This is a genomic window from Rathayibacter sp. AY1H3 (assembly GCF_002932015.1).
On the sequence record NZ_PSUU01000014.1, the window covers coordinates 18,380 to 43,543 of the forward strand.

Here is a 25,164-nt window from a genome sequence, read left to right on the forward strand (position 1 = left end):
TCGTCGGCGAGACGCCGGCCTGGCGGCGGTGTCCCGGCGTGAGCGGAACGCCTCGACGACCGCACTGCGGCAGCGGCTACCCCCGGCGCGGCAGCGGCTCCGGGCGGCGGGGCACCCAGCAGCGGACGCGCGAGCGGTAGCGCTCGAAGTCGGCGCCGAAGCGGGCGGCGAGGTCCGCCTCCTCCAGCGGGCGCACGGCCTGGTTCCAGACGACGGCGCCGAGGAGTGCGTACAGCACGACCAGCCACGACGAGAGCAGCAGCCCGACCGCCGCTCCCTGCACGATGCCGGCGACCGCCATCGGGTTGCGGACCCAGCGGTAGGGGCCGGCGATCACCAGCCGGTTGGTCATCGCGATCGGCAGCGGCGTGCCGTCGCCGAGGAGCGACATCGTGAGCCCCGACCAGATCCCGAGCGCGCTCGCCGCGACCAGCAGCAGGACGCCGACGCCGACGACCGCGGGCGGCGCCGCTCCGAGGCCCACGCCCCAGCGCTCCTCCAGCGCGGCGATCACCAGCGGGACGACGACCAGCGCGCCTCCCCAGAACACCGCGATCTGCCCGAGGGTCGCGGCGAGGTGCGATCCGGGCCGGCGGCCCGCGGTCGCGACGCGGAAGGAGAAGGGACCGGAGGCGATCCAGCGCGTGGGCACCCGGCCGAGCAGGAGCAGGCACGCCGCGACGACGGAGCCGCCCGCCGCGGCGAGCATCGCGACGACGCCCCAGCCCGCCTCCCCCGTCAGGGTGGCCCAGACGGCCAGGGCGACCGCGACGAGGAGCGTCCAGGCCGTCGCGGTGACGGCCGCCCAGCGGATCCCGGCGGCGGCGAGAGCGGAGGCGCCGACGAACAGCGGGAGGTCGAGAGCCGCGACAGGGACGGGATCGAGGCTGCCGAGCGTCGCGATCCGCACGGCGGGGACGAGCGCCACGGCGACCCACCAGGCCGCTCCGCCGAGCGCCTGCACGGCGAAGTAGAGGCGTCCCCAGGGCATGGCTGCACGGTACTTCATAGCTGAACCCAAGGAACGACCCAGGGCGTTGACGGGCTCGGCGCCCTAGGCTCGGAACCAGTTCCCGCCGCCTCCACGAGAGGCGGCCCACCACGACGCCAAGGACGACGCCGATGAACCGCACGACCGTGATCACCGCACTCGCCTGCGGGCTCCTCCTCACCGCCGCCGCAGCCACTCCCGCTGTCGCCGCGACCTCGGACACCGCCGGGGACTCCACCCGCTCCGTCGACGAATTCGGCGTTCTCGCCGCGACCGACGGCGACACGCTGCTGATCAACGGGCGCGCCTTCCTCCTCGAGTAGGTCCTCCCCGCCGGGCACGGCCGCGAGGACGCCACTCGCGGCGCCGGCCTCCTGATCCGCCGCTGCGTCGACGTCGACGCCGCCGCGGCCGTATTCCTGGTGACGACGGTGCACGGCTTCTCCGGGCCCGAGATCCTGCCCGCCTACCGCGAGGCGCTGCGGCACCCGCGCACCGAGCACCTGGTGTCGATCTCGGACAGCGACCGCTCCCCCGAGCTCGACTACGCGGCGACGGTGCACCACGGGATCGACGTGGACGGCTTCCCCGCCGGATCCGGAGGAGAGGACCTCGTGATCCTCGGCCGGATCCACCCCGACAAGGGCACGGCGGAGGCGGTCCGGATCGCCGCCGCGGCCGGGCGGCGACTCGTGATCTGCGGCATCGTCCAGGACGAGCGCTACTGGCGCGAGGAGGTCGAGCCGCTCGTCGACGGGACGCGCGTCGTCTACCGCGGCTCGGTCGGGCCGGAGGAGCGCGCCCTCGTGCTCGGCGGAGCGCTCGCGCTCCTGCATCCGATCGGCTTCGACGAGCCGTTCGGCCTCTCCGTCGTCGAGGCGATGGCGTGCGGGACGCCGGTGATCGCGTACCGCCGCGGATCCATGGCCGAGATCATCGACGAGGGCGTCACCGGGTTCGCGGTGTCGTCACGGGAGGAGGCGGTCGCCGCGGTCGAGCGGGTCGGACTCCTCGACCGCGCGGCCGTGCGGGCGACCGCGCGCCGCCGCTTCGCCGTGGACCGGATGGTCGACGAGTACCTCGCGGTGTACGCGGGAGTGCTGGGGCGCTGACGCCGGCGTCACGTCGGCATCGGATGCTCGCGTGACTCCCGGCCCGCTGCACCGAGTCGCCCGAGAAGGCTCGTTCTCGACGCGGAGAACGAGCCCTCCCGGGCGACTGAGCGATGCTGATAGGAAGAGGCCGTGCCTCGACCTCATCTCTTCGTCACCCGCGGAAGCCTCCTCCACTTCGCCTGCGACGCGTGGCTCCTGCCGACGGACCGCTTCCTCTCGTTCACGGACTTCTGGCGCGGGGTGCCGCAGCTGGAGGATCGCGCACGCGCCGTACTGACTCCGGAGTTCTCGGACGGCCGGCGGGCGGCACTGCCGCTCGCGCCGCGCGACGGCGAGCCCACTCCCGTCCTCACCGCCGTCCCCGATCGCGCCGTGCACGACGCCGAGGACAGCGAAGGACTCGCCGACATCGCCCGCCGCCTCCGGACCTTCGTCGAGGTCGCCGCGCGGGCGGCGACGAGGGATCGGCGCACGAGGCGGCCGCTGCCGCTCCTGGCCGTGCCGCTCTTCGCGACGGCGGGAGGAGGATCAGGGACCCTCCGCGACGCCGTGCTCGCCCAGCAGCTCCGCGTGCTGCGGGAGGCCGCCGAGGCGTTCCGGGTCGACATCGCGATCGTCACCCTCCGCGCCGACGTCCACGCCTTCGCCCAGTCCAGGCGACGACTCGATCCCGCGACGTCCTGGCCCGAGCTGGAGGCTCCGGCCCTCGAGGAGGCGCAGAGCCTCGCCGAGCGCGCCCGGCGCCGCCGGCTCGTGCCCTTCCTCGGCGCCGGCACCAGCGTCAGCGCCGGCGGCCCCTCCTGGGACGGACTGCTCGAGGAGCTCGGCCGCGAGATCGGACTCGACTCCGAGACGTCCGCGGTCCTCAGCGGGAAGAACGTGCTCGACCAGGCGTCCTACCTCGCGACGCTCTTCGACGAGGAGCAGCCCGGACGGTTCGCCGAGGCCGTCGCCCGTGAGGTCGGATCCCTCGAGCGGTACGGTCTCGCTCCGGCGCTCCTCACCGCGATCGACTCCGAGCAGGCCATCACGCTCAACTACGACCGCCTCTTCGAGACGGCGTCCGAGGACGCGGGCGTCCCCCGCGCCGTCATCCCCGGCGACCACGAGGGCGACCACGAGCGCTGGCTGCTCAAGCTCCACGGCACCGTCGACGACCCGTCCTCGATCGTCCTCACCCGCGACGACTACCTCGGCTTCGACTCCTCCCGCCGCGCCCTCTCCTCGATCGTGAAGGCCACCCTCGCGACCCGGCACCTGCTCTTCGTCGGCTTCGGCCTCACCGACGACCACTTCCACGAGATCGTCCACGACGTCCGCCGCGCGTTCCCCTCCTCCGCCTCGGGAATGCTCGCGACCGCCCTCACCCTCTTCGCGGATCCGCTCGACGAGCGCCTCTGGCAGGGGAGGCTGCGGCTCGTGCCGATGCTGCCGGTGCCCCGCGATCCGTCCCGCGTCGGCGAGGCCGCCCGCGTCCTCGAGATCTTCCTCGACGCCCTCGCCGCCTTCGCGACGGACGCCCACTCGTACCTCCTCGCGCGGGGGCACGAGAGCGCGATGACGGCCGCAGAGCTGCGGCTGCGGGAGCGGCTCATCGCGCTGCTGCGGGAAACGACGGCGGAGGAACGGGCGACCGGAGCGTGGCAGGAGGTCGCGGGGATGAGTGAGCGGCTGGGTGGGGACATCCGATGACGTCACGGACTCGGGAGGCCCGGGACGGTTCTGACGTGGACGATCTCGACGGGGGCGCGCACTGCTCGCCCCACCGCTCGGCCTCACGCCCGCACGAACCGCCTCGCCGGCTTCCCCACCGCACCCGACGCCAGCTCGCCCGTCTCGCGGAGGAACGGCAGCATCGCCCGGCGGAAGCTGTCCCGCATCAGCGGCTCGCCGGCGACCTGCTCGTGCAGGTCGTGCAGCTGTCGCATGGTGAACGGCTCGGCGACGAGGCGGTACGGGTCGGGGCGGTTCCGGTACTCCTCCCCGATGGTGAGCAGCGCGCGCGCGACGATCTCGTCGTGGTCGAACGCGAGGGGCCCCTTCTCGGCGACGGGCACGGCGAGGCCCGACCCCTGTGTCGCCTCCCAGGGCGCGACCGCGAGGTACGCCACCGACATCACCCAGCCTCGGTCGTCCCGCTCCGGAGCGTCGAAGACGTGCAGCTGGCGCAGTCCGACGCCCTCGATGCCCGTCTTCGTCCGCAGTCCGCGTCGAACGGCGTCGTCGAGGCGCTCCCGCTCGTGGACGAAGGCGCCAGGGAGGCGACGGCCGTACCCGTCCTCGATGAGGACGATCGAGAGCGGGCCGCCGGGAGGCACTGTGAGCACCGCGGCGTCCACGGCGACGGACGGTCGCGGATGATCGGTCAGCTCTGCGGTTGCCATCTGGCAATTGAAGCAGAAGTGCGCTAACTTCGGACCCAAGGAGTTAGCGCACATACGCGCTAACCGGAACGGGGGCTCTCATGACTACACACCGGACGTCGCTGACGTCGATGCAGACGGACCGGGCGGTCGGTGCGATCGTCGCCTCCGCGGCCGCCGACGCGCTGGGCGCACCGTACGAGTTCCACCCGCCGCTCGCCGACGGCGTCCCTGTCCGGCTGCACGCGGGCGGCGGCTGGGATCTCGGCGAGTGGACCGACGACACGAGCATGGCGATCCCGATCCTCGAGGAGCTCGCGGCCGGCGCCTCCCTCGACGATCCCGAGACGCTGCACCGCATCGGCAGGCAGTGGCGGACCTGGGCCGGGACCGCGAAGGACGTCGGCATCCAGATCCGCCGCGTGCTGTCCACGGCCCCCGGGGCGAGCGAGTCCGAGCTGCGCGCCACGGCGGAGCAGGTGCACCGGTCCACTGGGCGCTCGGCCGGGAACGGCTCGCTCATGCGCACCGGCCCGGTCGCGCTCGGCCTGCTGCACGCGGACGACGCGACCCTCGCGGCCGCCGCCCGTCGGCTGAGCGACCTGACGCACTTCGAGGACGACGCCGGAGACGCGTGCGTGCTGTGGTCGCTCGCGATCCGCCACGCAATCCTCGAGGGCGCCTTCGACGTCCGCAGTGGCATCACCGCGCTGCCCGAGGAGCGGCGGACGCTGTGGTCGGAGCGCTTCGACGTCGCCGAGCGGACCGCGCACCCGAAGGACATCCCCGGGAGCAACGGCTGGGTCGTCGCGGCGATCCAGGCCGCCTGGTGCGCCCTCACGCACAGCACGACCCTCCAGGAGGCGATCGAGCTGGCCGTCCGCAGCGGCAACGACACGGACACGGTCGCGGCGATCACCGGGTCGCTCGCCGGCGCCCGCTGGGGACGCTCCGCTGTTCCCGCCGCGTGGCTCCGGCACCTGCACGGCTGGCCCGGGCAGACCGTTGACGACCTGGTGCGCAGCGCCGTGCTCGCCACCCGCCGAGGCGTCGCCGGCGAGAACGGCTGGCCGGCCGCCGCGCGCTGGCCGGTGAGCGGCCTGCCCGCCACGCTCGTCGTCCACCCGCACGACGACGGCGTGCTCCTCGGGGACCTGACCGCCCTGGACACCCTCGCCGAGGACGGCACCGGCCCGCGCGTCGATGCCGTCGTCTCCCTGTGCCGGGTGGGCCGCGAGCAGGTGCCGGCCTTCATCGGCGAGCGGACCGCAGTCTGGCTGGTCGACCAGGACGGCAGCAACGCCGATCCGGCCGGCGTGCTCGCGGATGCGGCCGACTCCGTCGCCGCCTACCGGGCCGAGGGCCTGACCGTGCTCGTGCACTGCTTCGAGGGGCGGAGCCGGACGCCCTCCGTCGGAGCCGCGTACAGCGTCCGGCACCTCGGTATCCCCGCCGACCAGGCGCTCCAGGAGGTCAGCGCGGTGCTGCCGCGGGCGCGGCCGGCGCGGTTCCTGGTGGATGCGGTGCACGCGGTGCGGCCTGCGGAGGTGGAGATCGATGGCTGAGTTCACGCCCGGCGATCTCGGCTTCGTAGTGGCCCATCTACTCGGAGGTCCCCTCGACGGCACCAGCTACGGCGATAATCCTGTCTTCCCCGACGGCCTGCCCGGGACGTCGATTTCCGTCCCGCTGCCCGATACGGACGGGCTCATGGCGACGTACCAGCGGAAGCCCGAGCAGGCGGCGGACGGCGATTGGGTCTACACCTTCGTCGGACTGGAGAACGGCCTCAGCGCTCCGCCGATGGCTGCACCGACAGAAGCCTATGACGAGGATGAGGACATGCCCGTACCGGACCCCGCCGAACGTTTCACCCACGAGCAGGGCTGGTGGATCGCCAGCGAGCTGTGCCGCCGGCACTCCCGGCTCTCGGCTTTCGCAGCCATCTTCCTCGACGGTCACTATCACGGGCCGCAGGTCGTCGATCGGCTCCGCCCTTCCTCTCCCGGCGTCTTCTTCAATCAGAAGGGTCGCATCCACTTCCTCGGACTCCGACCCGAAGTGGAGCCGATCACGTGGCAGGAAGTCCTCGCGGCGGAGAACCCGCACGAGATCGTCCAGCGGATCGAAGTGACGCTCGGCCTCGGTTCATCCTCCGCCGACGCCACGACGGCACGATCGATCGGCTACCGAGTGGTCTCCGGCCTCCTGACTCGCGGCCTCAACGACCGTCGGCCCTGGGACGTCGTCTTCAGCATCGAGGACCACCTGACCCACATCTCCCCCGCCCCCGCGCTGCAGTCGTTCCCGAACCTCCCGATACCGTCCGGCCTCCGTGCTGAGGAGCTGGGCGACCGGCTCCGCCGCATCCTGGTCATGACGCGGGGCGGGGATCCGGTGCTCGCCGTTGATGAGGACGGCCGAGCGCACCTCCGGACCGGCGAGCACGTCGATCTCCTCACGGTCTACAAGCGGAGGAGGCGGCTCGACGATGTGCTCGACGAGGTGATGGAGCGGCTGGAGCCCTGAGAGCGGGTGCCCTGCCGCGTCGTCGAACAGGGCGACCGTTCCTTCAGAGGGAGAAGTAGTAGTCCCTCAGCAGCGCCGCCATCTGCTTGCGCCGCTCAATGAGGAAAGCCGGGTAGTCGACGGCCGTCGCCTCGAGCAGGCTCTCGGGTATCGCGGAGGAGCGGAGGTTGGCGAGCAGCTCGGCCTCGGTCGTGATGTCGCCGAGGTCCGGCGTTCCCGCTTCGATCTGCGCCCGCACGCGCGCTCCGTACTCGGCCGGCGCGAGCCTGCCGATGCGGATGTTGACCGGCGTCTCCGCGAGGACGTAGTTCGCGATCTGGTTGCGGTCAGCGGCATCGTTGATCCCGCTCGCCTGAAGGTACGCCTTCGGGAAGAGGTGGTGGATGTCGCCCATGCCCGAATCGCCGAGCATGTCCGACGCGCCCACGTGGTTCGAGAGGAACCCGCGCGCTCCGCGCTTCACCATCGCGGCCAGGTAGACGACGAAGTAGGGGCTCCGGCTGCTCGACGTGACCAGGTCGAGCGGAAGACCCTCCGTCCAGTACGCCTCGGACAGCGCACTGCGCTCGATCGACTCGAGGTAGGCCTGCGCTCCCATCTCACGGAGGCGCCGGAGGTCGAGCTCCCACGTGGTCTCGAAGCTGCCGGAGTGTCGGCCGAGGAGCATCGACATGACGAACCAGCGCCGCACGATCCTCTGGATCTCGGGCATGGGCAGCTCGCCCTCGTCCGACAGGCGCAGGAACAGGGCGTAAGCGAAGTTGACGGCGTTGCGCGAGGTGATCAGCGACGGCGAGATGAAGCCGGCGGAGGTCAGCGTCATCAGGAACTGCGTGAATCTGTAGCGGTTGGTGATCCGGTAGAGAGCGCGCTCGAGGCGCTCGAAGGACTCCTGCGCGATCGCGTCGTCGAACTTCTTGGTCTCGAAGTCGCGGCCGGACAGGTAGCTCACCATCGCGACCATGCGCCCGCGATCGAACTCGATCAGACCGGCGACCCGCAGGACGTCCTGGTAGGTCGGGTCGTAGAGGTCGCTCGCGTCGTCCTTGAGCCAGCTGATCTTCGCGAAGTAGTCGGTCTCGGCGAAGGTCGGGTCGTTCTCCTGGATGATCGCGTGGAAGTGCGGTGCGACGGCCATGTGCGAGAAGTAGTCGATGAACTTCCGCAGCTGCGCGCCGTACTCGCCGTAGGAGGCGATTTTGCTCATCGCGAAGTCGGCGGGTGTGAGCCGCGCGCCGCTCGAGTTGATGCGCACGAAGATCTCCGTGACGGTCTCGATGTCGAGGTTCTCCGCGAGGTCGATGATGCCCACCTGCCTGGTGCGCACGTTCATCAGCTTCGAGAAGTTCGTCTCGACGACCGAGCGGTCGGCCTCGGGGTTCTTCTCGAGGTACTCGCGGACGAGGCCGAAGAGGTTCTCGGGCTTCATCACGGCAGCGATGTCCGGCAGCCACTCCGGGTTGTTCCGGAGGACCGGGGTGTAGGTCTCGAAGCTCTCCGTCAGCGGGTTGAACGCGATCTGCATCCGCGTCTTCTTGTAGTCCTTCGTGACGATGGAGCCGCCGGCGAGCGCCGTCGTCAGCGCCGTCACCCGCTGCTGGCCGTCGATCAGGATCTGCTTGGACCCCGACAGCGAACCGTCCTTGAGGCGCACCGCCGTGTTCTGCCAGGTGATGAGGTACCCGACGGGATAGCCCTGGTAGAGCGAGTCGATCAGATCGCGCACCTTCGTGCTCGTCCACACGAACGGCCTCTGGATCTCGGGGATCGCGATCTTGCCGGTCTCCACCCAGTTGAGCACATTGCCCACCGAGTGCTGGGCGACGGTGTACTTGTCCATGGGTGGGAAGCCTTTCAAAGGGGAATGGACGGAGGGTGGCAGCGACCACCGACATGTCGAGGAGGTCAGGGCATGCGCAGCAGCGGCGAGGGCGTGCCGCTCCACGAATAGGCGAGTTGATCGCGAGCGCGCGTTGCAGCGACGTAGAGCAGCGAGCGTTCGCGCAATCGGGCGTCTACGCGCTCCGCCTCAGGAAGGTCGCGGAAGGCTTTGGGTTCCGCTCGATCACTGAGCCCGAAAAGAAGGACGTTCGTGAACTCCATGCCCTTCGCCCGGTTCATCGTCATCACGAGAGGCTGTCCCGGCTTGATCGCTCCGCGGTCCACTGGTCTCACCGTGACCTTCCGCTCGGCGAGGACACGAGCGACGGTGTCGCGGACCCACTTGTCGCGGACCAGGATCGCCATGGTCTCCGGCGCGGGTGCCCCGTCCGCATTCAGCCACTCCTGGATCAGCGTGGCAGCGTTGCTCCACTCCTCCTCCGGAGAGGCGGCGGGAAGAGCTCGCGGAACCGGCCCCCGACGCGACGAGCGGTACCCGGCGATGTCCTCGTCGAGCTCCTCGAGGTCCACGAACGGCGTGCCCTCGAGCAGGCCGACGGCGTAGGCCAGATTCTGCGCCGTCGTCCGGTAGTTGAGGGTCAGACGCTGCGAACGGCCGACGATCCTGATCCCGTAGTGACCGAGAACGACTCTGTGGCCGTAGATCCGCTGCTGCGAGTCCTCGGCGATGAAGAGGTCGTTGGGACCCTCACCGGGCAGAGCGCGCAGGAGCTTCCAGCGCGACGGTGTGAGGTCCTGTCCCTCGTCCACGAGGACGTGGTCGGCGAGAGAAGGCAGACCCTCTGCACGTCGACGCTCGGCCGAGGCCGCGGCGATCGCGACGACCTCCTCGAAGTCGGCCTTCTCTGCCATGCGCCCGCGGCGGCGGTACGCCTCGATCACATCCCAGACCGCGGACCGCCGAGCTCGATCGAGCTTGACCCCCCGACCCGGTCGCCGCACCTTCAGGTACTGCTCCCTCGTGGTGATTCGATTCGGAAGGATCACGAGGGCGTACTCGGTCTCGAGGAAGTTCACGCTGCGGAGGTCGGGCGAGAGCGTCGGGGTGTCCTCCATCGCGTCCTTCATGTCGTCGCTGCCCGGGCGCACCGTGACGTCCGCAGTGCGCTGTCCGAGGACTGTCTCGACGTCGGCGGCGATATCCGATCCGGAGGCCCGCAGCACAGCGCCCGCGAGGGAGTCCACGCCCGCGACGAAGACACCCGGCTCACCGGGCGCCGCCGCCAGCGGGATCTCGGGGGCGAGTCTCCGAAGATCGGTCTTGAGCGCCTCGGCCAAGTTGGTCGTGTAGGTCGTCAGGACGATCCGCGCGGTGGGATCCCGCTTCGCAAGGCGCTGGGCGCGGTGCAGCAGGACGACCGTCTTGCCGGTTCCTGCTCCTCCCGACAGCCGGAAGGGACCCGTGGTGTCGCGGTCGACGTACCGGCGCTGCTCGGGGTGAAGGAACACTCGCCACTCCGAGAAGTCGCCGTCGTCGATGGCTCGACGCAACGCCTCGTCGTCGACGATGGTGAACGAGATCTGCGCCGCAGGATGGGTGAGCGCTTCAAGGAGTCGGTCGTCCTCGTTCTCGACGAGCTCGGGCTCGTAGTCGTCGAGCGCGAGGTCGCGCTTGATCCGCGCGACCGAGAACCCTGTCAGGAGTTCGAGGATCGCGAGTCCCTGCCACAGAGCCCGCTCCGCAGCGCGCTCGGCGACCACGTTGAGTGCGGCGGAGTCCGGCGCAGCGAGCGCCTGCTTCGCGACGCTCTCCTCGATCCCGAGCACGTTCACCAGATCATCGAGGGAGTAGCCCTGAAGAACCGGGAGCGGTTCCGTGGCGACCGGTTCGACGACGCCGATGGGATCGGGAACCGGCGTGACCGGATCAGGAGTCGGCTCCGGCTCCGACTCGCGGATCAGCTCGGCGACACCGTTCACCGGATTGATCGTCAGTCGGGTCTTCTTGGCGACCGCGATGGCGTCGTCGTGCTTCCACACGCCGATGAACACGTAGTGCGCGTCGTCTCCGCTGCCCTGCACTTTGAAGAGCACCGCGCGGTAGTCGATGTCGACCCGGCCGGTGCGGACGCGACTGTCAACCACGTTGTGCAGCGGCTCGATGTGCAGTCCCGGCGTCGCATCGCTCTCGCCGAGCTTCTCGAGGAAGGCGAACGCCTTCTTCTTGACGGCCGGTTCGAGCTTGTTCACGCTCGGCGTCATCATGATGTACGGCATCAGTTCCCCTGTCCGGTCAGTGCGGCGGCGACGAGCTCGGGCTGAGCCGCGACGACGGTCCACCCCTCGGTCTCCAGGTCGGTCCGGTCGCGGACGTCCCACTCGAAGTCGACGGCGACGTACGACTCCGTCCAGGCGAACGCGATCGGGATGCCGTCGCCCGCTTCCAGCCCGAGCGCGGGCGCGGCAACGCCCAGGGCTGCCAGGGCCCGCGCGAAGGCCAACTCCTGCTCGGTCCTCAGCTCGTCGATGACGAGCTGCCACTCGGCCGAGAGCACAGGGGACGGGTCGAGCGGCTCGACGACCGGGACCGGCAGCGCAGGACCCGACAGCAGCTCCGACGTGACAGTGATCGTCGTCGTCCGGTCGCGGAGGTTCAGCGCATTCGACAGGCTCAGCCACTCCCGCCAGGCCGCTTCGAACTGCGTGTCGTCGAGGGCCTGCTCGCGGTCATCGAGAACGACCAGGGTCTCCGTGGCGCTGATGTCCCCCCGACGGGCACGACTCACGACGACGAGAGGCCCGCGGCGGTACAGCCAGGCCGGATCACCGGCAGTATTGCTCTGCTCGTTGTCCGAGTAAACCTGCGCCGCCACCTCGGCGAGAGATCGTTCCGTAGCGAGCCAGAACGTCGTCACAGCGTCCACCGCACCCGAGAGGATCGCTGGGACCGCATTCGCCACCGCGGTCCACCGGATCGGATCCGGCGTCGCCATCCACGAGACGAGGAAGTCGATCGGCCCACCGGCCAGAGTCGTCACGGAGTCCCTGTTGTAGCCGAACGTCTCCATCAGGTCGAGCGCCAGAGGCTCCGAGAACCACATCGGAGGCACCGCTGGTGCGCCGTCCTGCAAATCGGCCCAGGTGATGCCGAGCACGACGTGGCCCGAGTCGCGGAGCACCGACCTCTTGAACGCGTCGTCGCCGACACGGTTGTGCGCCTTGCTGGCGTGGAAGGCCCGACCGTCCGTGAAGATCTGCACCTGAATGTTCGACTGGTGTGACGACAACGTGAAGTCGGGCTTGCTGTTGGCGACCGACTCCTGCGGCGAGAGCGTCCACTGCCCGGAACCGCCCACTCCGGTGATCACGAGCTTGTTGCCCTTCGGGCCCGGCACCTCCTTCACGACGGCGCCGAGCGCGGTGAGCCGCTTCGCGAAGGCGACCCGGAACTCCTGCTCCAGGTGCGACTCCGCGTTCTCGACCTCGGGAGGTGTCTCCCGGAGGAGCCAGCCGGGCTCTGCCGAGGGCTCGCCCTCCGCGCCCCCTGTCAGCAGCTCGTGGAGGAGACGCTCGGCCGAACCGCGCGCCACGCTCTCCGTCCTCCCCGGAGGGGTGAACGGCAGCAGGCACAGGTGACAGGCGAGTCGCCGGTGCTCCTGCTTGCACGGGCAGTCACGCACGACCTCGTAGGCACGACGAAGCAGATCCCAGACCACGTCCGGATCGGCCAGTTCGGCGAGATAGCCGGTACCGCCGGGGACGACGTCGTGCAGCAGCAGGGCCTCGTCGTTGTCACCGCCGTCGCTGAGCGTGGGGTCGACGATCGCCTCGACCTGGATGTGGTCGGGCGCCCCACCGATCTGCTCCCGCAGCCCGAGCAGCACCGCGGCCGAGAGGCTCGGCACGGCGAAGCGGTCGCCGATCGTCATCGAGGCGGGGAGGCGCAGGACGATGCCCTGCGTGGTGAGCGTGCGCGAGAGCGCGATGGTGCGCGGATCCTCCTCGTGGGATTTGCGCAGGGGGCACCAGGCGCGATGCTCCTCCGGTCGGTTCGAGCGCGACGAGAGGTCGAGCTTGCCGCAGCGGCCGCAGACGCGGAACATCGGAGCCTGCTCGTCCCGACCCGCAATCGTGGCCGGCGGGGCGAAGACGCCCGCCTTGCCCACATTGAGCCAGCGGATGTCGACGGTGCGGAGGTACTTCACGCCGAAGCCCGATCCCTCGACGAACCACTGCCTCACGACGTCGGACGGGTCGATGTCGGCCGCGACGAAGGTCGTGAAGGCGACGCGCTTGCGGTCGTCGCGGCTGTCGCTGATCTGCGACTCGTCGCGGCGGATCTCGGCCGAGACCCGCTCCAGCTCCACGACCTCGAAGCGCTGGCGGGTGTCGGCGATCGCGCCACTCCCGCACCGCGGGCACGAGCCGGTGGTCGGCGCTGTTCCGACGGCCTTCGCGAATCCGCACGCCGCGCAGAAGGCCCACGTGCTGATCGCCGCGCCGTCGGTACCGAGGTCGACGGCATCGACGAGCACCTCAAGTCCGTGCGCATAGAAGGTCGCTCCAGGCGCCAGCTCGCGCAGGGCGTTCGCCGACCCGCGCTGGTACGACACCGCGTCGGTCTGGTACTGCTCGGTGTCGGGGTCGATCCAGCTCAGGGCGACGTCGAGCGTGACGGAGTCGTCGAGCAGGGTGTAGTTCGGCAGGATCCCGTACTCCTCGAGCACCGCGATCCAGTGCTCTCCCCTGAGGGTCGAGAGCTGTCCCTTCGTCATGCGGAGCGCCGCGGTGGCCGAGCGGTAGGCGCGCTTGTCGTCATCGATCGCGGCGGGCGACTCGGCCCGCTGCTGCAGCTCGGGGATGCTCTGCTCGATCTGCGCGCGCCGGTGCGAGAGGGTCTCGACCATGCGCGCCCACCGGGCGGAGGCCTCGTAGAGGTGTCGGGCGAGTGCGCTCGACCCGGGTCCGTCCACCCGCGTCGCCCATTCGCGGAGGCTTTCGACAGCTGCCGAGGACAGCGTGTCGAAGGTACCCAGGAAGCGGGCGAGGTGCTCCTCGCTGTTCGTCTCCGCCTCGACGATGAGGTCCCCGAGGAACGTGTCGGGCCCGGCCTGTCCGATCGCGCCCTGCGCCGTCCGAGGGTGCGAGCGCTTCGCCGTGCGGGCGAAACCGTCGACGAGGTGTGCGAGGTACTGCCTGCGGAGGATCTCGTCGGCGCTGAGGTAGGTGGCAGGCGGGCGGACTGCTCCATTGATGATCGACAGCGGGTCGCCGAGGCGGGGCAGGTTCTCACCACGACCGGTGACGAAGGCGAGGTTGAGGGCGTTGCCCGTGAGCCGGCCCGCGCGTCCGACCCGCTGCAGGTAGGAGGCTACGCTCCGCGGCAGCGAGGCGAGCATCACGGTCGAGAGGTCACCGATGTCGATGCCCATCTCGAGCGTCGGCGTCGCGACGAGCACGTTCGGCGACTGGGGCTCCTGGTCGCCCCGCTTGAAGCCGTCTTCGTAGGCGAGGCGGTCCTCGGCCGTGAGCAGGCTCGTGTGCTCCCGCGACACGATCCGGCGCATGTCCGTCGAGCGGTAGAGCTTCCGGTAGTAGTTCTCGCCCCTCGGCTGACGGCGGAGGCGGCCGGCGCACCGGACCACGGTGCAGGGTGCGCCCTCGAGCTGATCGATGACGGCGACGGACCCCGGCACGACGGTGCGGCAGACGTCGCACTCGAGGGTATGACGGCGGGCCTCAAGATCATCGTCTCTGGTCGGCGCGAGGATGATCGCACTCGGCTGCAGCGCGTAGATCCGGGCGGCGGACGCACTGATCGTCACGGTGATCGTGCCACTAGTCGAAAGCTGCTCGAGCAGCCGCACGGCGAGCGTCCCGCCGTCGTGGGCCGAGACGCCGAGCACTTTCTTCGTCCACACCGCGTACCAGCTCTGGGCCGATCCGACGCTGTCGAGGTTGTCGGAGCGGGCCGTGCGGGCCTTCGACCCGCCGACGCGGGGGAACGCCGGAGCAGGGCGACCGGGCGGGAAAGCGGGTGCGCCCTGCCCACGGTTGCGGCCGCCCCAGATCAGCCAGCGGTTGCCGTCGTCGTTGATGTAGGGAGTGAGCCAGTCGTGCGCGATGGCTCCGCGCTCGCGCATCCGCTCGAGAACGCCGCGGACCCACATCGTGAGAACCGCGTCCGGTACCTCCGGCGCGGCTTCGCCGTCGAGCGTCACGCTCCGCTCGAAACCCTCGATCAGCGGCCGTGCCAGGGTCGACAGCCGCTCCGCGGTCCCGGCGTAGACCTCCGCGACGACGCTCCCCGTGAGCTCGAGAGTGCGGCCGAGGCGCGACTGCAGCCCGAACTCGAGCGCCGCGTCGAACTGTAGGCGGCGCTTCACTCTGTTGCGGACGGGCGCCGGCACGGAGCGCAGCGTGGCCGAGTCCCAGAAGCGGGGGAACTCGTCGCGATCGGCGAGCTCGGGAGGCAGGATCCGGTAGCGCTTGAAGGAGTCGTCACCTGCGCGAGCGATCACCTCGTCGGCCAGGTCGGCGAGAGTGATCGGGTCGTCGCCGACCGCATCCCTCAGCACCGAGCGCAGCGTGAGGGTGTGCGAGCGGCTCTGGATGAAACCGGCGCGGTGTGCCGCGTCCTGCACGCTGTCGGTGAAGACGAGCGCCTTCTTCTCGGCGGGGTTCAGGCCCTCGGCGCCGAACATCGTCGACAGTGTCACCGAGAGGAGCGTCGCGATCGCACTGCCCAGGAAGCGGATGCCGTCGGCCTGGAGGCAGGCCGGGCACAGGTCGTCCATCGAGTCGGTGTCGGCGTCGTCTCCGACGAGGGTGAGGACCGGGAGCATCGACCCGGCCAGCAGCTCCTCGTCGTCGTCGCTCGGCACGCTGTCGAGGATTCGCCGCTGTCGGACGGCGAAGAACCGAAGCCCGTCGCGGAGGGCGGTCTCGAAGCCCTCGTTCCCCCAGGCCGTGTCGGCCTCGAGCGGCGCGTACATCAGGGCACGGAAGCGCCCCTCCTTCGCCGCCTTCTTCTTCCGGATCGCGTCGTCGTTGCTGTCGAGATCGGTACCGACGGGCGCGAGCGAGACGCCCCAGCCGGAACGACCGCAGTGTCGGCAGTAGAGCGCGGGGAACGCGTCGGCTCCGCTGGGGTCGAAGGCGTCCGTCGTCTCCGAGAGCTCCAGCTCGCCGTCGTCACCCCACAGGTAGGAGGGGGCACCGGTCGCAATGCGGTCGATGCGCGTCAGTTCGCGGACCCAGAGATGCAGGTCGACGCTGAGGGCCGAGCGTCCGGCGGTGGCACGCACGTGACTCAGCGCGGAGGCGACATGGCCGACGAACGCGGAGCGGTCACTGATCTCGGCCTCGCTCGGCGCCGCGCTTTCGAACAGGGCGAGGGCGAGTTCGCGGAGACCCGTCGCTTCTGCTGTCGCCGCAAGCAGCCGCTGCACGAACGGATGCGCCCGCGCCAGGTCCAGCAGGAGCGCGGAATCGGCCGCGGCCAGGCGATCGCCGTCGAGCTGCCACAGGCGGCCGAGGACGGTGAGGGCGCGTTCCCGCGAATCGGCCTCATCGGGCAGCTCCGCCACAGCCTCCTTCACCGCGGCGACGACCTCGTCATCGACATCCTGACGGAGACCGGTGGGGTCGCCTCCGAGCCTCTCGCGGGCTCCGGCGGTCCATTCCTCGATCGAGAGCCTCGACTCCGTGACCACCGCCGCGGCGTCGAACCGTTCACCGAAGACCGTGTGAGCAAAGGCGATCATCGCGGCCGGGTCGCCCTTGTCGCCGAGCGTCGCCGAAGTCGCGATCGGGGTGATGCGACCGAGCGGTCGCTGCCGGTCGTCGTCGGTCACCGCGGAGGAGTCGTTCCAGTAGCTCTTGAGGCGCAGCCCGAGGCGGCGCAGCAGCATCGCGACATCGGTGCCCTGGGCGCCGTCGTAGGTGTGGAACTCGTCGAGCACGAGGTACTGCAGGCTCTCGGCACTCTGCTCCCAGATGCCAGCATCTTCGGAGCGGAGCAGCAGCTGATCGAGCATCTTGTAGTTCGTGAGCAGGATGTCGGGCGCGGACTGCCTGATCGTGTGGCGATCGGTGATCAGACCGGCCGGCGAGACGGACGAACGCTCCGGGCCCTGCTCGCCCGTGTAGAGCGCGGCTGTGATGCCTGACAGAGCGGCGTTCTCGGTGAGGAGCCGCGTCAGACGCTGCGCCTGATCGTTCGCCAGCGCGTTCATGGGGTAGAGGATGAGCGCCTTCGTCCCCGTCTGACCCGCGCGCTTCGCGCGGAGCACGTGGTCGACGATCGGGTAGAGGAACGCCTCCGTCTTCCCCGATCCCGTGCCGGTCGTGACGAGGGTCGGCCGCGGACGGGGCTTGTCCGGGCCGAGATCGATCGAGGTGAGCCGCTCGTATGCGCGTGCCTGGTGCCCGTACGGAGTGAAGTCGTGGGCCCACTCGCCGATCGAGCGCTGCCAGCCCGCCTCCGCCTCGCGGAACGGGAGGCGGAGGCGGAGGTAGGGACCGCGGAACAGCCCGCTCGACGGGTCGTTGAGGAACTCATCGAGTCGCCCCGCCGCGTCCGGATCACTGAGCGCGAACGTCGTGGTCAGGTAGTCGACCAGACCCTCGCGGATGTCCTCCGCCTGAACGGTCGGGAGCAGCTCGCTCACGAGCGCCCCTTCAGCAGCTTCTCGAAGTGTGCGTACGCCTGCCGCATGTCGGCCTCCCGGTCGAGATTTACGAACGGGAGCTCATACGTGTAGGTGTTGCCCGACGCGTTGGTGGCGGTGCGCTCGGTCTCGGAGATCGCGTCGCCCTTCTTGCGCCAGACCTGCTGGACAGACATCGGGACGAGGCGCCCGTTCGCGTCGTAGAGGTACTCGCGCTTGTCGTAGCCATGGAGAACCGGAAACTGGGTGCGATAAATGGTGCATAGCTCTCCAGCCGACACGCCGAATGCGAGGGCGACCAAAGCATCTATCTCAACCTGAGCCACCCGCCGGTCAATCGCGACACGGAGCGGAGTCGTGACATCCCAGACGCCCGATACATTTCCGAGCGCCACAGATGCTTCGCTACCGGTCGCCCATGACAGCTGCCTGAAACTCTCCTTCCAGGAGGATTTCCACAGTTCCGCATATCGCGAGGTGACCGCGTTGAGCCGTAGCGCACGCAAAGCAATATCGTCGCTCAAGACGCTCGCCGCATTGATCGGCAATCGAGAAGCCGTGCGCGCCGTGATGGTCGATTTGGGAGCGACCCGCAGGGCAAAATCAGTTAGAAGGGATGAGGCGAAGCCGGCAATCAATGCCACTCCGGTATCGTCGGCGCCCGAGAATCCCATAGATGTGACGCCGTTGATGTGCGCCACGCCAGGCGGAATCACGGCGCCTATCAATGTGCGCTCGCCGGTGTTCGCAGCCATATTTCGCCACGCAAAACGGTAGTGCGCCCTCGCATGGTCGCCGAGCTTACCCCACCGAGTGTAACTAGCATCGTATGCCAGCCGGTCGCCCGCTGGCTTATAGGAGGTGACTGGTACTTCATCTTTTTTGAGCGTCTCGAAGTCGGTTGCCGACCAGTCTTGATTGTGGAGCATGGTCGGGTTGGGCGACTTGTACATCGGAGTCGAGACGAAGAGGTGCGGCCCCTGCAGGATGACGTCGTCCCAGGAGTCCGGAGCACCCCATCGGCTCTCGAAAAAACCCTTTGTCCGATCGTTCTTCTCGTGCCAGCCTGCGGAGAACTCGAGCCCGAGTTCACTGATGCGCGGCGCGGCCGACAGCTTGTCAAGGACAGCGGCGGTCGCGCGGTTCACCGCGTAGACCATCCGCGACTGCCTCACCGGCACCGACTCATCCTCAAGCACGGCGTGCCATGTCTGAAGGACCCCCTCATCCACCCGGGTGATTCGATTCCGATGCGGGCGTACGTCCCACTTCCCTTCGAGGTCCTTTAGTCCCGGTTCGTCACCAGCACCTCGATGCGCAAAGGAGCGCTCAACCGTCTCGGGATGATAGAGCGAAGTCGCCATCTTGAAGTCGATTGCGGAGGGAAAAGTGGCGTAGACATGCACGCCGTAAGAGACGAGATGGTGAATTTCGGGATAGAGCTGTAGTTCGTTGATGAATTGCCAGTGCCGACGGAGGCGAGTGTACGTTTCACCGCGCAGCACACCAGCCTTTTCATCCGTGAAGTGCGTTTCGGGATGAACTAAAGCGGAAATACCTCGAGCCGAACCGTGTCTCCAAGCCTGGTCCATGAAACATCGGTACAGATCTGGCTGAAGACCAGCCAGGAAAGGATAGTTCGACGGCGCGCCCACGAAGGCCGAAATGTCCGCCACCTCGGTGATTCCGTCGAGCAGAAGATCCTTAATACCAGGAATGCGAATTGTTTCCTCACGTCGGCCGAGAATAGCCGCCTGGCTCGGCTTGTTGGCGAGTTGCCACCAGGGGTCACCCTCCGCGAGCAGCGCATCGACATCCGATCGCGGCCTGACCCACGGGGGGTTCCCGACCTGCAGATCGAAACCGCCGCGAGCGAAGGTCGCGCTGAAGTCGAGGCCCCAGTGGAAGAATCCCTGTCTTCCAGAGACCACTCTTGCAACGACCACCCAACGGTGCTCGCTCTCGACATCAGCGATCGACCAGGTACTCGCGAACCCGAGCTCGTTCTCTTCGATGGTCCCGAGCTCACCCCAGTCCGCCGCCCGGGCCAGCCCGACCTGCCCCTGCGCACGCGCCGACGCCTTCAGCTCCGAGTGCATTCCAAGGATCTTTTGGCAGGCGTCGATCCACTGATCGAGCGTCGGCGGTGTCGCACCCTCAACGCCGTGGTCGGTGAGCGGCCAGAACCACATCGCCGTCCAGGCGTCCATGACGAGACGGAGCCGCTGGTAGGCACCGTTCTCGTCGGCGAGCGACGCCTCGATCTGCTCGCGCGACACCTCGCCGCCGACGGGCAGCCCCTCCGCGCCCCAGACCGAGATGTCACGGCGGATCTGCTGCTCGGCGATCTGCATGCGGCGCAGCGCAAGCTGCCAGAGCACCTCGACCCGGTAACCGAGATTGACGAGGTCGTCGAGCTGCTTCTTGGTCGGCTTCGCCCGGATGCTCTTGCGCCACTCCTTGAGCTTCGCGAGCGCCTCGGGGGCGAGCTCCTTCGCCTCCTTCGCCTCGGCGGCCGAACCCCAGCCCTCGTGGGGCAGCAGGAAGTGGTGGATCCTGCCGGCGGTCGCGCCCGCGACCCGCTCGGCGGCGAGATTCTCGACGAGCTCCGAGACCGGGACGTCGGTCGGCGTCGCCGAGAGGTGCGCCTTCTGCTCGACCTGCGCGCGGGTGAAAACGGCTCGCCGCGCGCCGATCAGCGAGTTACCGCGTTTGAGGTGCAGCCCGAACCACGGGGCCGAGAGCCCCTCGACCATGGTGTCGAGCCACAGCGAGATCTCGGCAAGCTCGACGGCGGTCGAGTTGAGGTCTACTCCGTAGACCTGGTGCAGAGCGATGTACGCCTTCACCTGCTGCAGCGTGCGCTGGTAGTCGTCGGGGTCGATCCGGGTGTCGAGCTCCTTCTGCCGCCGCGTCAGGTACTGCTCTGCCAGCTGCCGGACCGCCTCGATGGCGAACGCGCCCGAGCCCAGCGCCGGCTCGCAGACGGTCAGCTCGAGGATGTCGGCCGCCGGCGTGGTGGTGCCGTCCTGGTCGAGTAGCTCCTCGAGCGCCTGCGACACCACGAACTTCGTCAGAACCTCGGGCGTGTAGTACGACGCTGACTGCTGGCGCTCGCGGCCGGCGAGTCGGTAGACGAAGGAGCCGCGCTCGTGCACGACCGGAAGCTTCTCGAGCGTCGCCGGGTCCTCGACCGTCACGAAGTCGCTCGGACTGATGCCGTCGGCCCGCGTCGTCGGGACGACCCACGAACCTTTGCTCCCGTCCCCGTTCTTCGCGACCTCGAAGAGGTCCTCCTCGGCGAAGAAGCCGGTGTACGACATCAGCCCCTCGTACACGGCGCCGAGCTGATTGATGCCGAGCTCGGCGTACGAGATGAAGCCGCGATCGCGACCGCGCGACTCCTTGCTCAGAAGCAGGTGGCGCAGCACGTTCTGCAGTGCCTCGTTGCCGAGGCCGACGTCGTCGATGTGGGCGGTCGCCTCCCGCTTGAAGAGGTCGGCGCGGAGCGAGTGGAAGGTCAGCCCGTCGTCGAGGACGCCGTACGCGTCCGACTCACCCGACTTGTGATCGGGCGGTGTGTGGCCCTGGTCGACCATCTCGAAGAGCTTGCCGAGCGACTCGTAGAGGTGCCGTCCCGATCGAGCCTGAGGGCTCGCGAGCTCGACCAGCGTGAGGTCGCGGAGCCGGTCGAGACTGTAGCCCTGCTCGTACTCGCTCGCTCCGACAGGCAGCACGCCCAGCTCGGGCGAGGCCTCGGCGTAGAGGAGGAAGAGGATCCGGTAGAGGAACCGCAGCGACTGCACCGCGAGAGGCTGGGCCTCCTCCTTCGGCAGCGGGTCGAGCCCGGCGTCAGCACGGCGGCGCACGACCTCGTTCGCGATGAGCTCGATCGAGAGGCGGACTCCGTCGCGGAGGTCCTGCGAGACGCCGACGGTGTGCCGCACCGACTCCTCGAGCGACGCGGACCACCAGATCTCGCCGGTATCGGCATCCGGCAGCAGCGATTGCGCATCGACGATGGTGAGGGCGCGATCGATCTCGCCCGCGCGCTTGTCGTCGTTGCGCTCGGCGACGAGCTGCAGGTTGACGGCGAGGTAGCGGCCCTCGGGCCAACGGTCGCGCTCGGCCACCAGCAGCCAGCGACCGGCGAGCACGAGGGCGAAGGCCGGTCCGCCCTCCTCGACCATCAGCGTGGTCAGGGTGCGCGAGACGGAGGTGAGGGAGGTGCCGTCCTCGAGCTCGTACGGCACGAGCAGTGTCTTTACGTCCTGACCGGCCGGACCCTTTTCGAGCAGCTCCTCGACGTTCTCGACAGGCTTGGCCTCGACCAGGACAAGGCGCGCGGCCGACGCGATCCCGGGCGTGGTCACCTGCAGCAGCGGACCGGTGCGCGTGAGGGTCGCGCCTCCGGTCCGGTATCCGAGGAGCCGCACGAGGCGCTCGTACAGCTCCGACACCCGCTCGGGATCGACGGCCTCGGAGGAGAGCGCGGCGAGTTCCGCCTCGAGCGCGGCCCGCGCCTCCGTGAACCGCGACCGCACGGTGGGCGTGCCCGCCGTCTTCGCCTCGTCCCACTGCTTCCGCCGATCGAGCACCCGGGCCGTGAACGACTGCGACTTCGCGTCGGTCCCGAAGTAGTGCTCGCTGATCCAGCCCTCGCCGATGACGATCGCGTCGCTCGAAGCCACTATGCGTCCTCCCCTTCGGAGGTCTCGGCCCAGTCGTCGGGAACCACCACGAGCAGCGGCCGGACGAGCGAGCGGTTGGGTGCCATCGACTCCGCGAGGGAGCGTTCGGCCTCGACGGTGATGCGGCGCTGCTTGAGGCCCTCGCGCTGGATGAGAGCGTTGGCCTCCTGCTCCCAGGCGCTCACCCGGTCCGACCAGGCCGCGACCCGGTCGACGGTGGACTGCCTGGCGGCGGCGACGACGTTCTCGAGCGCTCCGGTCGCCTGCTTCACAGCCGGTGAGATCAGTCGCTGGAGGTCATCGACGCCCGAGACGGCTCCTGGGTTGATCGACGAGCCGGCGATGCCGAGGGCATCGAACAGCGCTCCCGCAGTCGGGAAGGTCTGTACGGCCGGGAACAGCGACTCGGGGTATCCGACGAACGCCGCGGTCATCATCGTCGACGCGACGATCTGCCCGCGCTTGTTCGTAAGCGTGCCGATCAGTGCAACGGTCGGCTCGTCCACCGGTCCGCGGATCGCGAAGACCTGGTTGCGGCCGAGAGAGGCGAGCGCCCGGTCGCTCGCCCAGTCGAGGACGGGGTGCAAGGGGCCGAGGTAGTGCGCTTCGGGCCACTGCGAGCCGAGTCGGTCGCTGAGCGCCGCTGCGAGCACGGTCTTTCCGCGCTGCGTCGAGGTCGCGAGCTTGAGACTCTCCTTTACGCGTCGCTGCCCGAGGTAGCTCTGCGGGAGGACGTCGAGGCGCTGCTGCAGGTCGGCGGGCGGCGCGAACTCCACGATGCTCTGGTTCTCGTGGTGGCGCCAAGAGACGCCACCGGCGTGCGGATCAGCGCCCGGCGTGAGGTACGCCTCCTCGAGGGCCTCGGAGAGGTAGTGCGCATCGCTTGCGAAGAGCCGCGTCTCCGCAGCGGAGTCGGTGACGGCCGCGGCCGTCCGGAGCGGCGCATGCAACCGCGCGAAGAAGCCGGCGAGTGAATCGTCCTTCTGGACCTCCTCGACCGAGCGGACGGCTGTGTCGAGGTCGCGCTCGCCCGCGAGCACGCGAACGATCTCCTTCTCCTCGGCGTCGACGTCGTACTTTCCCATCAGCGACGCGGTGTCACCGAGGGCGGTGTGCGCCGCCTTCTCCCGCTCGAGGAGGCGGGTGAGGACGCGCACGTCGCCGCGGAACTGCTCGTGCGCGGGGTTGAGCAGCAGCGTCGTGATCTGCGGGGCGTGCTTCTGCCCGTATCGGTCGATGCGGCCGTTGCGCTGCTCGATGCGGATGAGGCTCCACGGGATGTCGAAGTGGATCAGCTCGTGGCACTGGGTGTGCAGGTTCACGCCCTCTGAGGCGATGTCGCCCGTAATGAGCACGCGAATCGGCGACCCCTCGAGCTTGAAGCTCTCGACGATCTCCTGCTGTTCGACATCGGTCAGGCCGCCGTGCAGGATCTGCACGTTCTCTGGCTTCAGCTTCAGGGCCGCGGGAAGCGCCTCCTTCAACCACTTGAGCGTCGCGACGCGCTCGGCGAAGACGACGGCGCGCTCGGGCGAGTTCCTGCCGACTCCGATCTTCTTGAGGTAGTCGACGAGGGCCAGGTACTTGCCCGATCGGTCGGGATCGATCTCCTGCGTCAACCGACCGAGGTGCTCGAGCGCTCGCTTCTCGCGCTGTTGCTCGATCGTCGACGCCTCGCCGAGGCGGCGGGTGCGCTCACGGATGCTCTCCCGAAGCGCGGCCGGCGAGGAGAGGAACGACTTCGCGAGGGTCCACGGGAACAGGGCCGAGTTGTTGCCCGAGTAGGGGCTCGACCCTTCGGGGTGCATCCACGTGTCGGCGAGCTCGGTCGCGACCGCGTCCTCCTCGGGCGAGGCCGTGATCAGGAGGTGCTGCGGCTCCTTGCGTTGCGCCCAGTCGCTGCCGACCGCCTGTGCCACCTCGGGGCTGTTGCGGTGCCGACGAATGATGAGGCGGGAGACCTCGCTCTCGATGAGCTCGCCACTAGGAGTGACCGCGCTCGGCTCGAGCAGGCGAACCAGTTCGGCGAACGACTCAGGCTTGCCGTTGTGCGGGGTGGCCGAGGCGAGGATGAGCGCATCCGTCGTGGGCGCAAGCACGTGGGCCAGCCGGTTGTTCTGCGTTCCGGAGTTCGTCAGGTTGTGCGACTCGTCGATGACGATCGCGTCCCAGCGCTGCTTGCGGAGGTGCTGGATGTACTTGTCGCTCTTGAGCGTGTCGATGGAGATGATGGCGCGCTTGTAATAGGTGAAGGGGTTCCGGGTCGCCGGCAGCTTCTGCCGGAGCCGCTGGATCCCGACCGAGTCCAACCGCACGAACGGCAGAGCGAACCGGGTCCACATCTCGTGCTGGATCTGCTCGAGAACGTGCCGCGGGCTGACGATCAGGATGCGGTCGCCACGCCCGCGCGCGACGAGCTCCGAGAGGATCATGCCGATCTCGAGCGTCTTGCCCAGCCCGACAGCATCGGCCAGAAGGATCCGCGGGCGCAGGTTCGCCGGGTCGAGCGCCTGCCTCACGGCCGTCTGCTGGTAGGGCAGCGCGTCGGCGAGCATGCTCGTGCTGATCGTCGTGTCATCGCTGGTGAGCGGTGTCGGCGTCTTGCGGAGGGTCGCCTCGACCCACAGCTTCGCCTTCCGGTAGCCGGAGGAGGGGTCGGCGGTGACGATCGCGCGAGCGGGATCGAGTACCTCGATCTTGTCGAGGCCCTCGTAGAAGCTGGCGTTCGTGTCGCGGACGAGCTCGGACAGCCCCTGCACCCTGACGAGCGCGCCGTCCGTCGCCTGTTCGACCTTGGTGACGAGCCACTCCTCGTCACGGACCACCACCACTGACCCGGGAGCGACGTTGAGCTTGCTCTCGATGACCGCGTCGTTCAACTGCACCCCTGCTGGTTCGTCGGCGTAGCGCCTCACGTGATCGTAATCGGCGTTCGTCGTGTAGACGGACGGATGAGGACGT

Annotated in this window: 12 protein-coding genes; 5 read left to right on the top strand and 7 right to left on the bottom strand. The window is 69.1% G+C overall.

The features are described 5' to 3' along the window. Positions 1–76: 76 nt before the first annotated feature. Positions 77–991 carry an isoprenylcysteine carboxylmethyltransferase family protein gene (locus C5C33_RS07285; RefSeq protein ID WP_104260808.1) on the bottom strand — a complete coding sequence of 305 codons (915 nt, stop codon included), beginning with the start codon at positions 989–991 and terminating at the stop codon, positions 77–79. A gap of 131 nt (positions 992–1,122) precedes the next feature. Here C5C33_RS07285 and C5C33_RS07290 point away from each other — a divergent pair, with 131 nt between their 5' ends. From C5C33_RS07290 to C5C33_RS07300, 3 genes are all read left to right on the top strand, one after another. After that, a complete protein-coding gene (locus C5C33_RS07290; RefSeq protein WP_104223384.1) occupies positions 1,123–1,314 on the top strand; it encodes a hypothetical protein in 192 nt (63 codons plus the stop codon). Positions 1,315–1,413: 99 nt separating this feature from the next. Further along, positions 1,414–2,103 (top strand): glycosyltransferase, encoded by a 690-nt coding sequence (locus tag C5C33_RS07295; RefSeq protein WP_258069193.1) that lies wholly within the window; start codon positions 1,414–1,416, stop codon positions 2,101–2,103. A 132-nt stretch (positions 2,104–2,235) separates the two neighbouring features. Then, complete coding sequence (locus C5C33_RS07300) at positions 2,236–3,798, top strand: SIR2 family protein (RefSeq protein WP_104260810.1); 1,563 nt, start codon at positions 2,236–2,238, stop codon at positions 3,796–3,798. Between the two features lie 83 nt (positions 3,799–3,881). Here C5C33_RS07300 and C5C33_RS07305 read toward each other — a convergent pair whose 3' ends face one another. Next, positions 3,882–4,490 (bottom strand): NUDIX hydrolase, encoded by a 609-nt coding sequence (locus C5C33_RS07305; RefSeq protein ID WP_104260811.1) that lies wholly within the window; start codon positions 4,488–4,490, stop codon positions 3,882–3,884. An 80-nt stretch (positions 4,491–4,570) separates the two neighbouring features. On the opposite strand from C5C33_RS07305, the gene C5C33_RS07310 reads away from it, so the two are divergent. Together C5C33_RS07310 and C5C33_RS07315 are read left to right on the top strand one after the other, a co-directional pair. Beyond that, positions 4,571–6,034, top strand: a complete 1,464-nt coding sequence (locus C5C33_RS07310; protein WP_104260812.1) for an ADP-ribosylglycohydrolase family protein — start codon at positions 4,571–4,573, stop codon at positions 6,032–6,034. Further along, on the top strand, positions 5,988–6,998 hold the full coding sequence (locus C5C33_RS07315; protein ID WP_146085763.1) for a hypothetical protein: 1,011 nt from the start codon (positions 5,988–5,990) through the stop codon (positions 6,996–6,998). Before C5C33_RS07310 ends, C5C33_RS07315 begins: the two co-directional genes overlap by 47 nt. 43 nt (positions 6,999–7,041) lie before the next feature. Here C5C33_RS07315 and C5C33_RS07320 read toward each other — a convergent pair whose 3' ends face one another. The 5 genes from C5C33_RS07320 to C5C33_RS07340 all read right to left on the bottom strand — a co-directional run bounded on the left by C5C33_RS07320 (position 7,042) and on the right by C5C33_RS07340 (position 25,088). Continuing rightward, positions 7,042–8,838 carry a DUF262 domain-containing protein gene (locus C5C33_RS07320; RefSeq protein WP_104260814.1) on the bottom strand — a complete coding sequence of 599 codons (1,797 nt, stop codon included), beginning with the start codon at positions 8,836–8,838 and terminating at the stop codon, positions 7,042–7,044. 65 nt (positions 8,839–8,903) lie between these two features. Then, positions 8,904–11,117: a UvrD-helicase domain-containing protein gene (locus C5C33_RS07325; RefSeq protein WP_104260815.1), complete on the bottom strand. Its 2,214-nt coding sequence runs from the start codon at positions 11,115–11,117 to the stop codon at positions 8,904–8,906. Then, a complete protein-coding gene (locus C5C33_RS07330; protein ID WP_104260816.1) occupies positions 11,117–17,512 on the bottom strand; it encodes a DEAD/DEAH box helicase in 6,396 nt (2,131 codons plus the stop codon). The genes C5C33_RS07325 and C5C33_RS07330 overlap by 1 nt, the downstream gene beginning before the upstream one ends. After that, on the bottom strand, positions 17,509–22,203 hold the full coding sequence (locus C5C33_RS07335) for a DNA methyltransferase (RefSeq protein WP_104260817.1): 4,695 nt from the start codon (positions 22,201–22,203) through the stop codon (positions 17,509–17,511). The genes C5C33_RS07330 and C5C33_RS07335 overlap by 4 nt, the downstream gene beginning before the upstream one ends. Beyond that, on the bottom strand, positions 22,203–25,088 hold the full coding sequence (locus tag C5C33_RS07340) for a DEAD/DEAH box helicase (protein WP_258069194.1): 2,886 nt from the start codon (positions 25,086–25,088) through the stop codon (positions 22,203–22,205). Before C5C33_RS07340 ends, C5C33_RS07335 begins: the two co-directional genes overlap by 1 nt. Between the last annotated feature and the right edge of the window lie 76 nt (positions 25,089–25,164).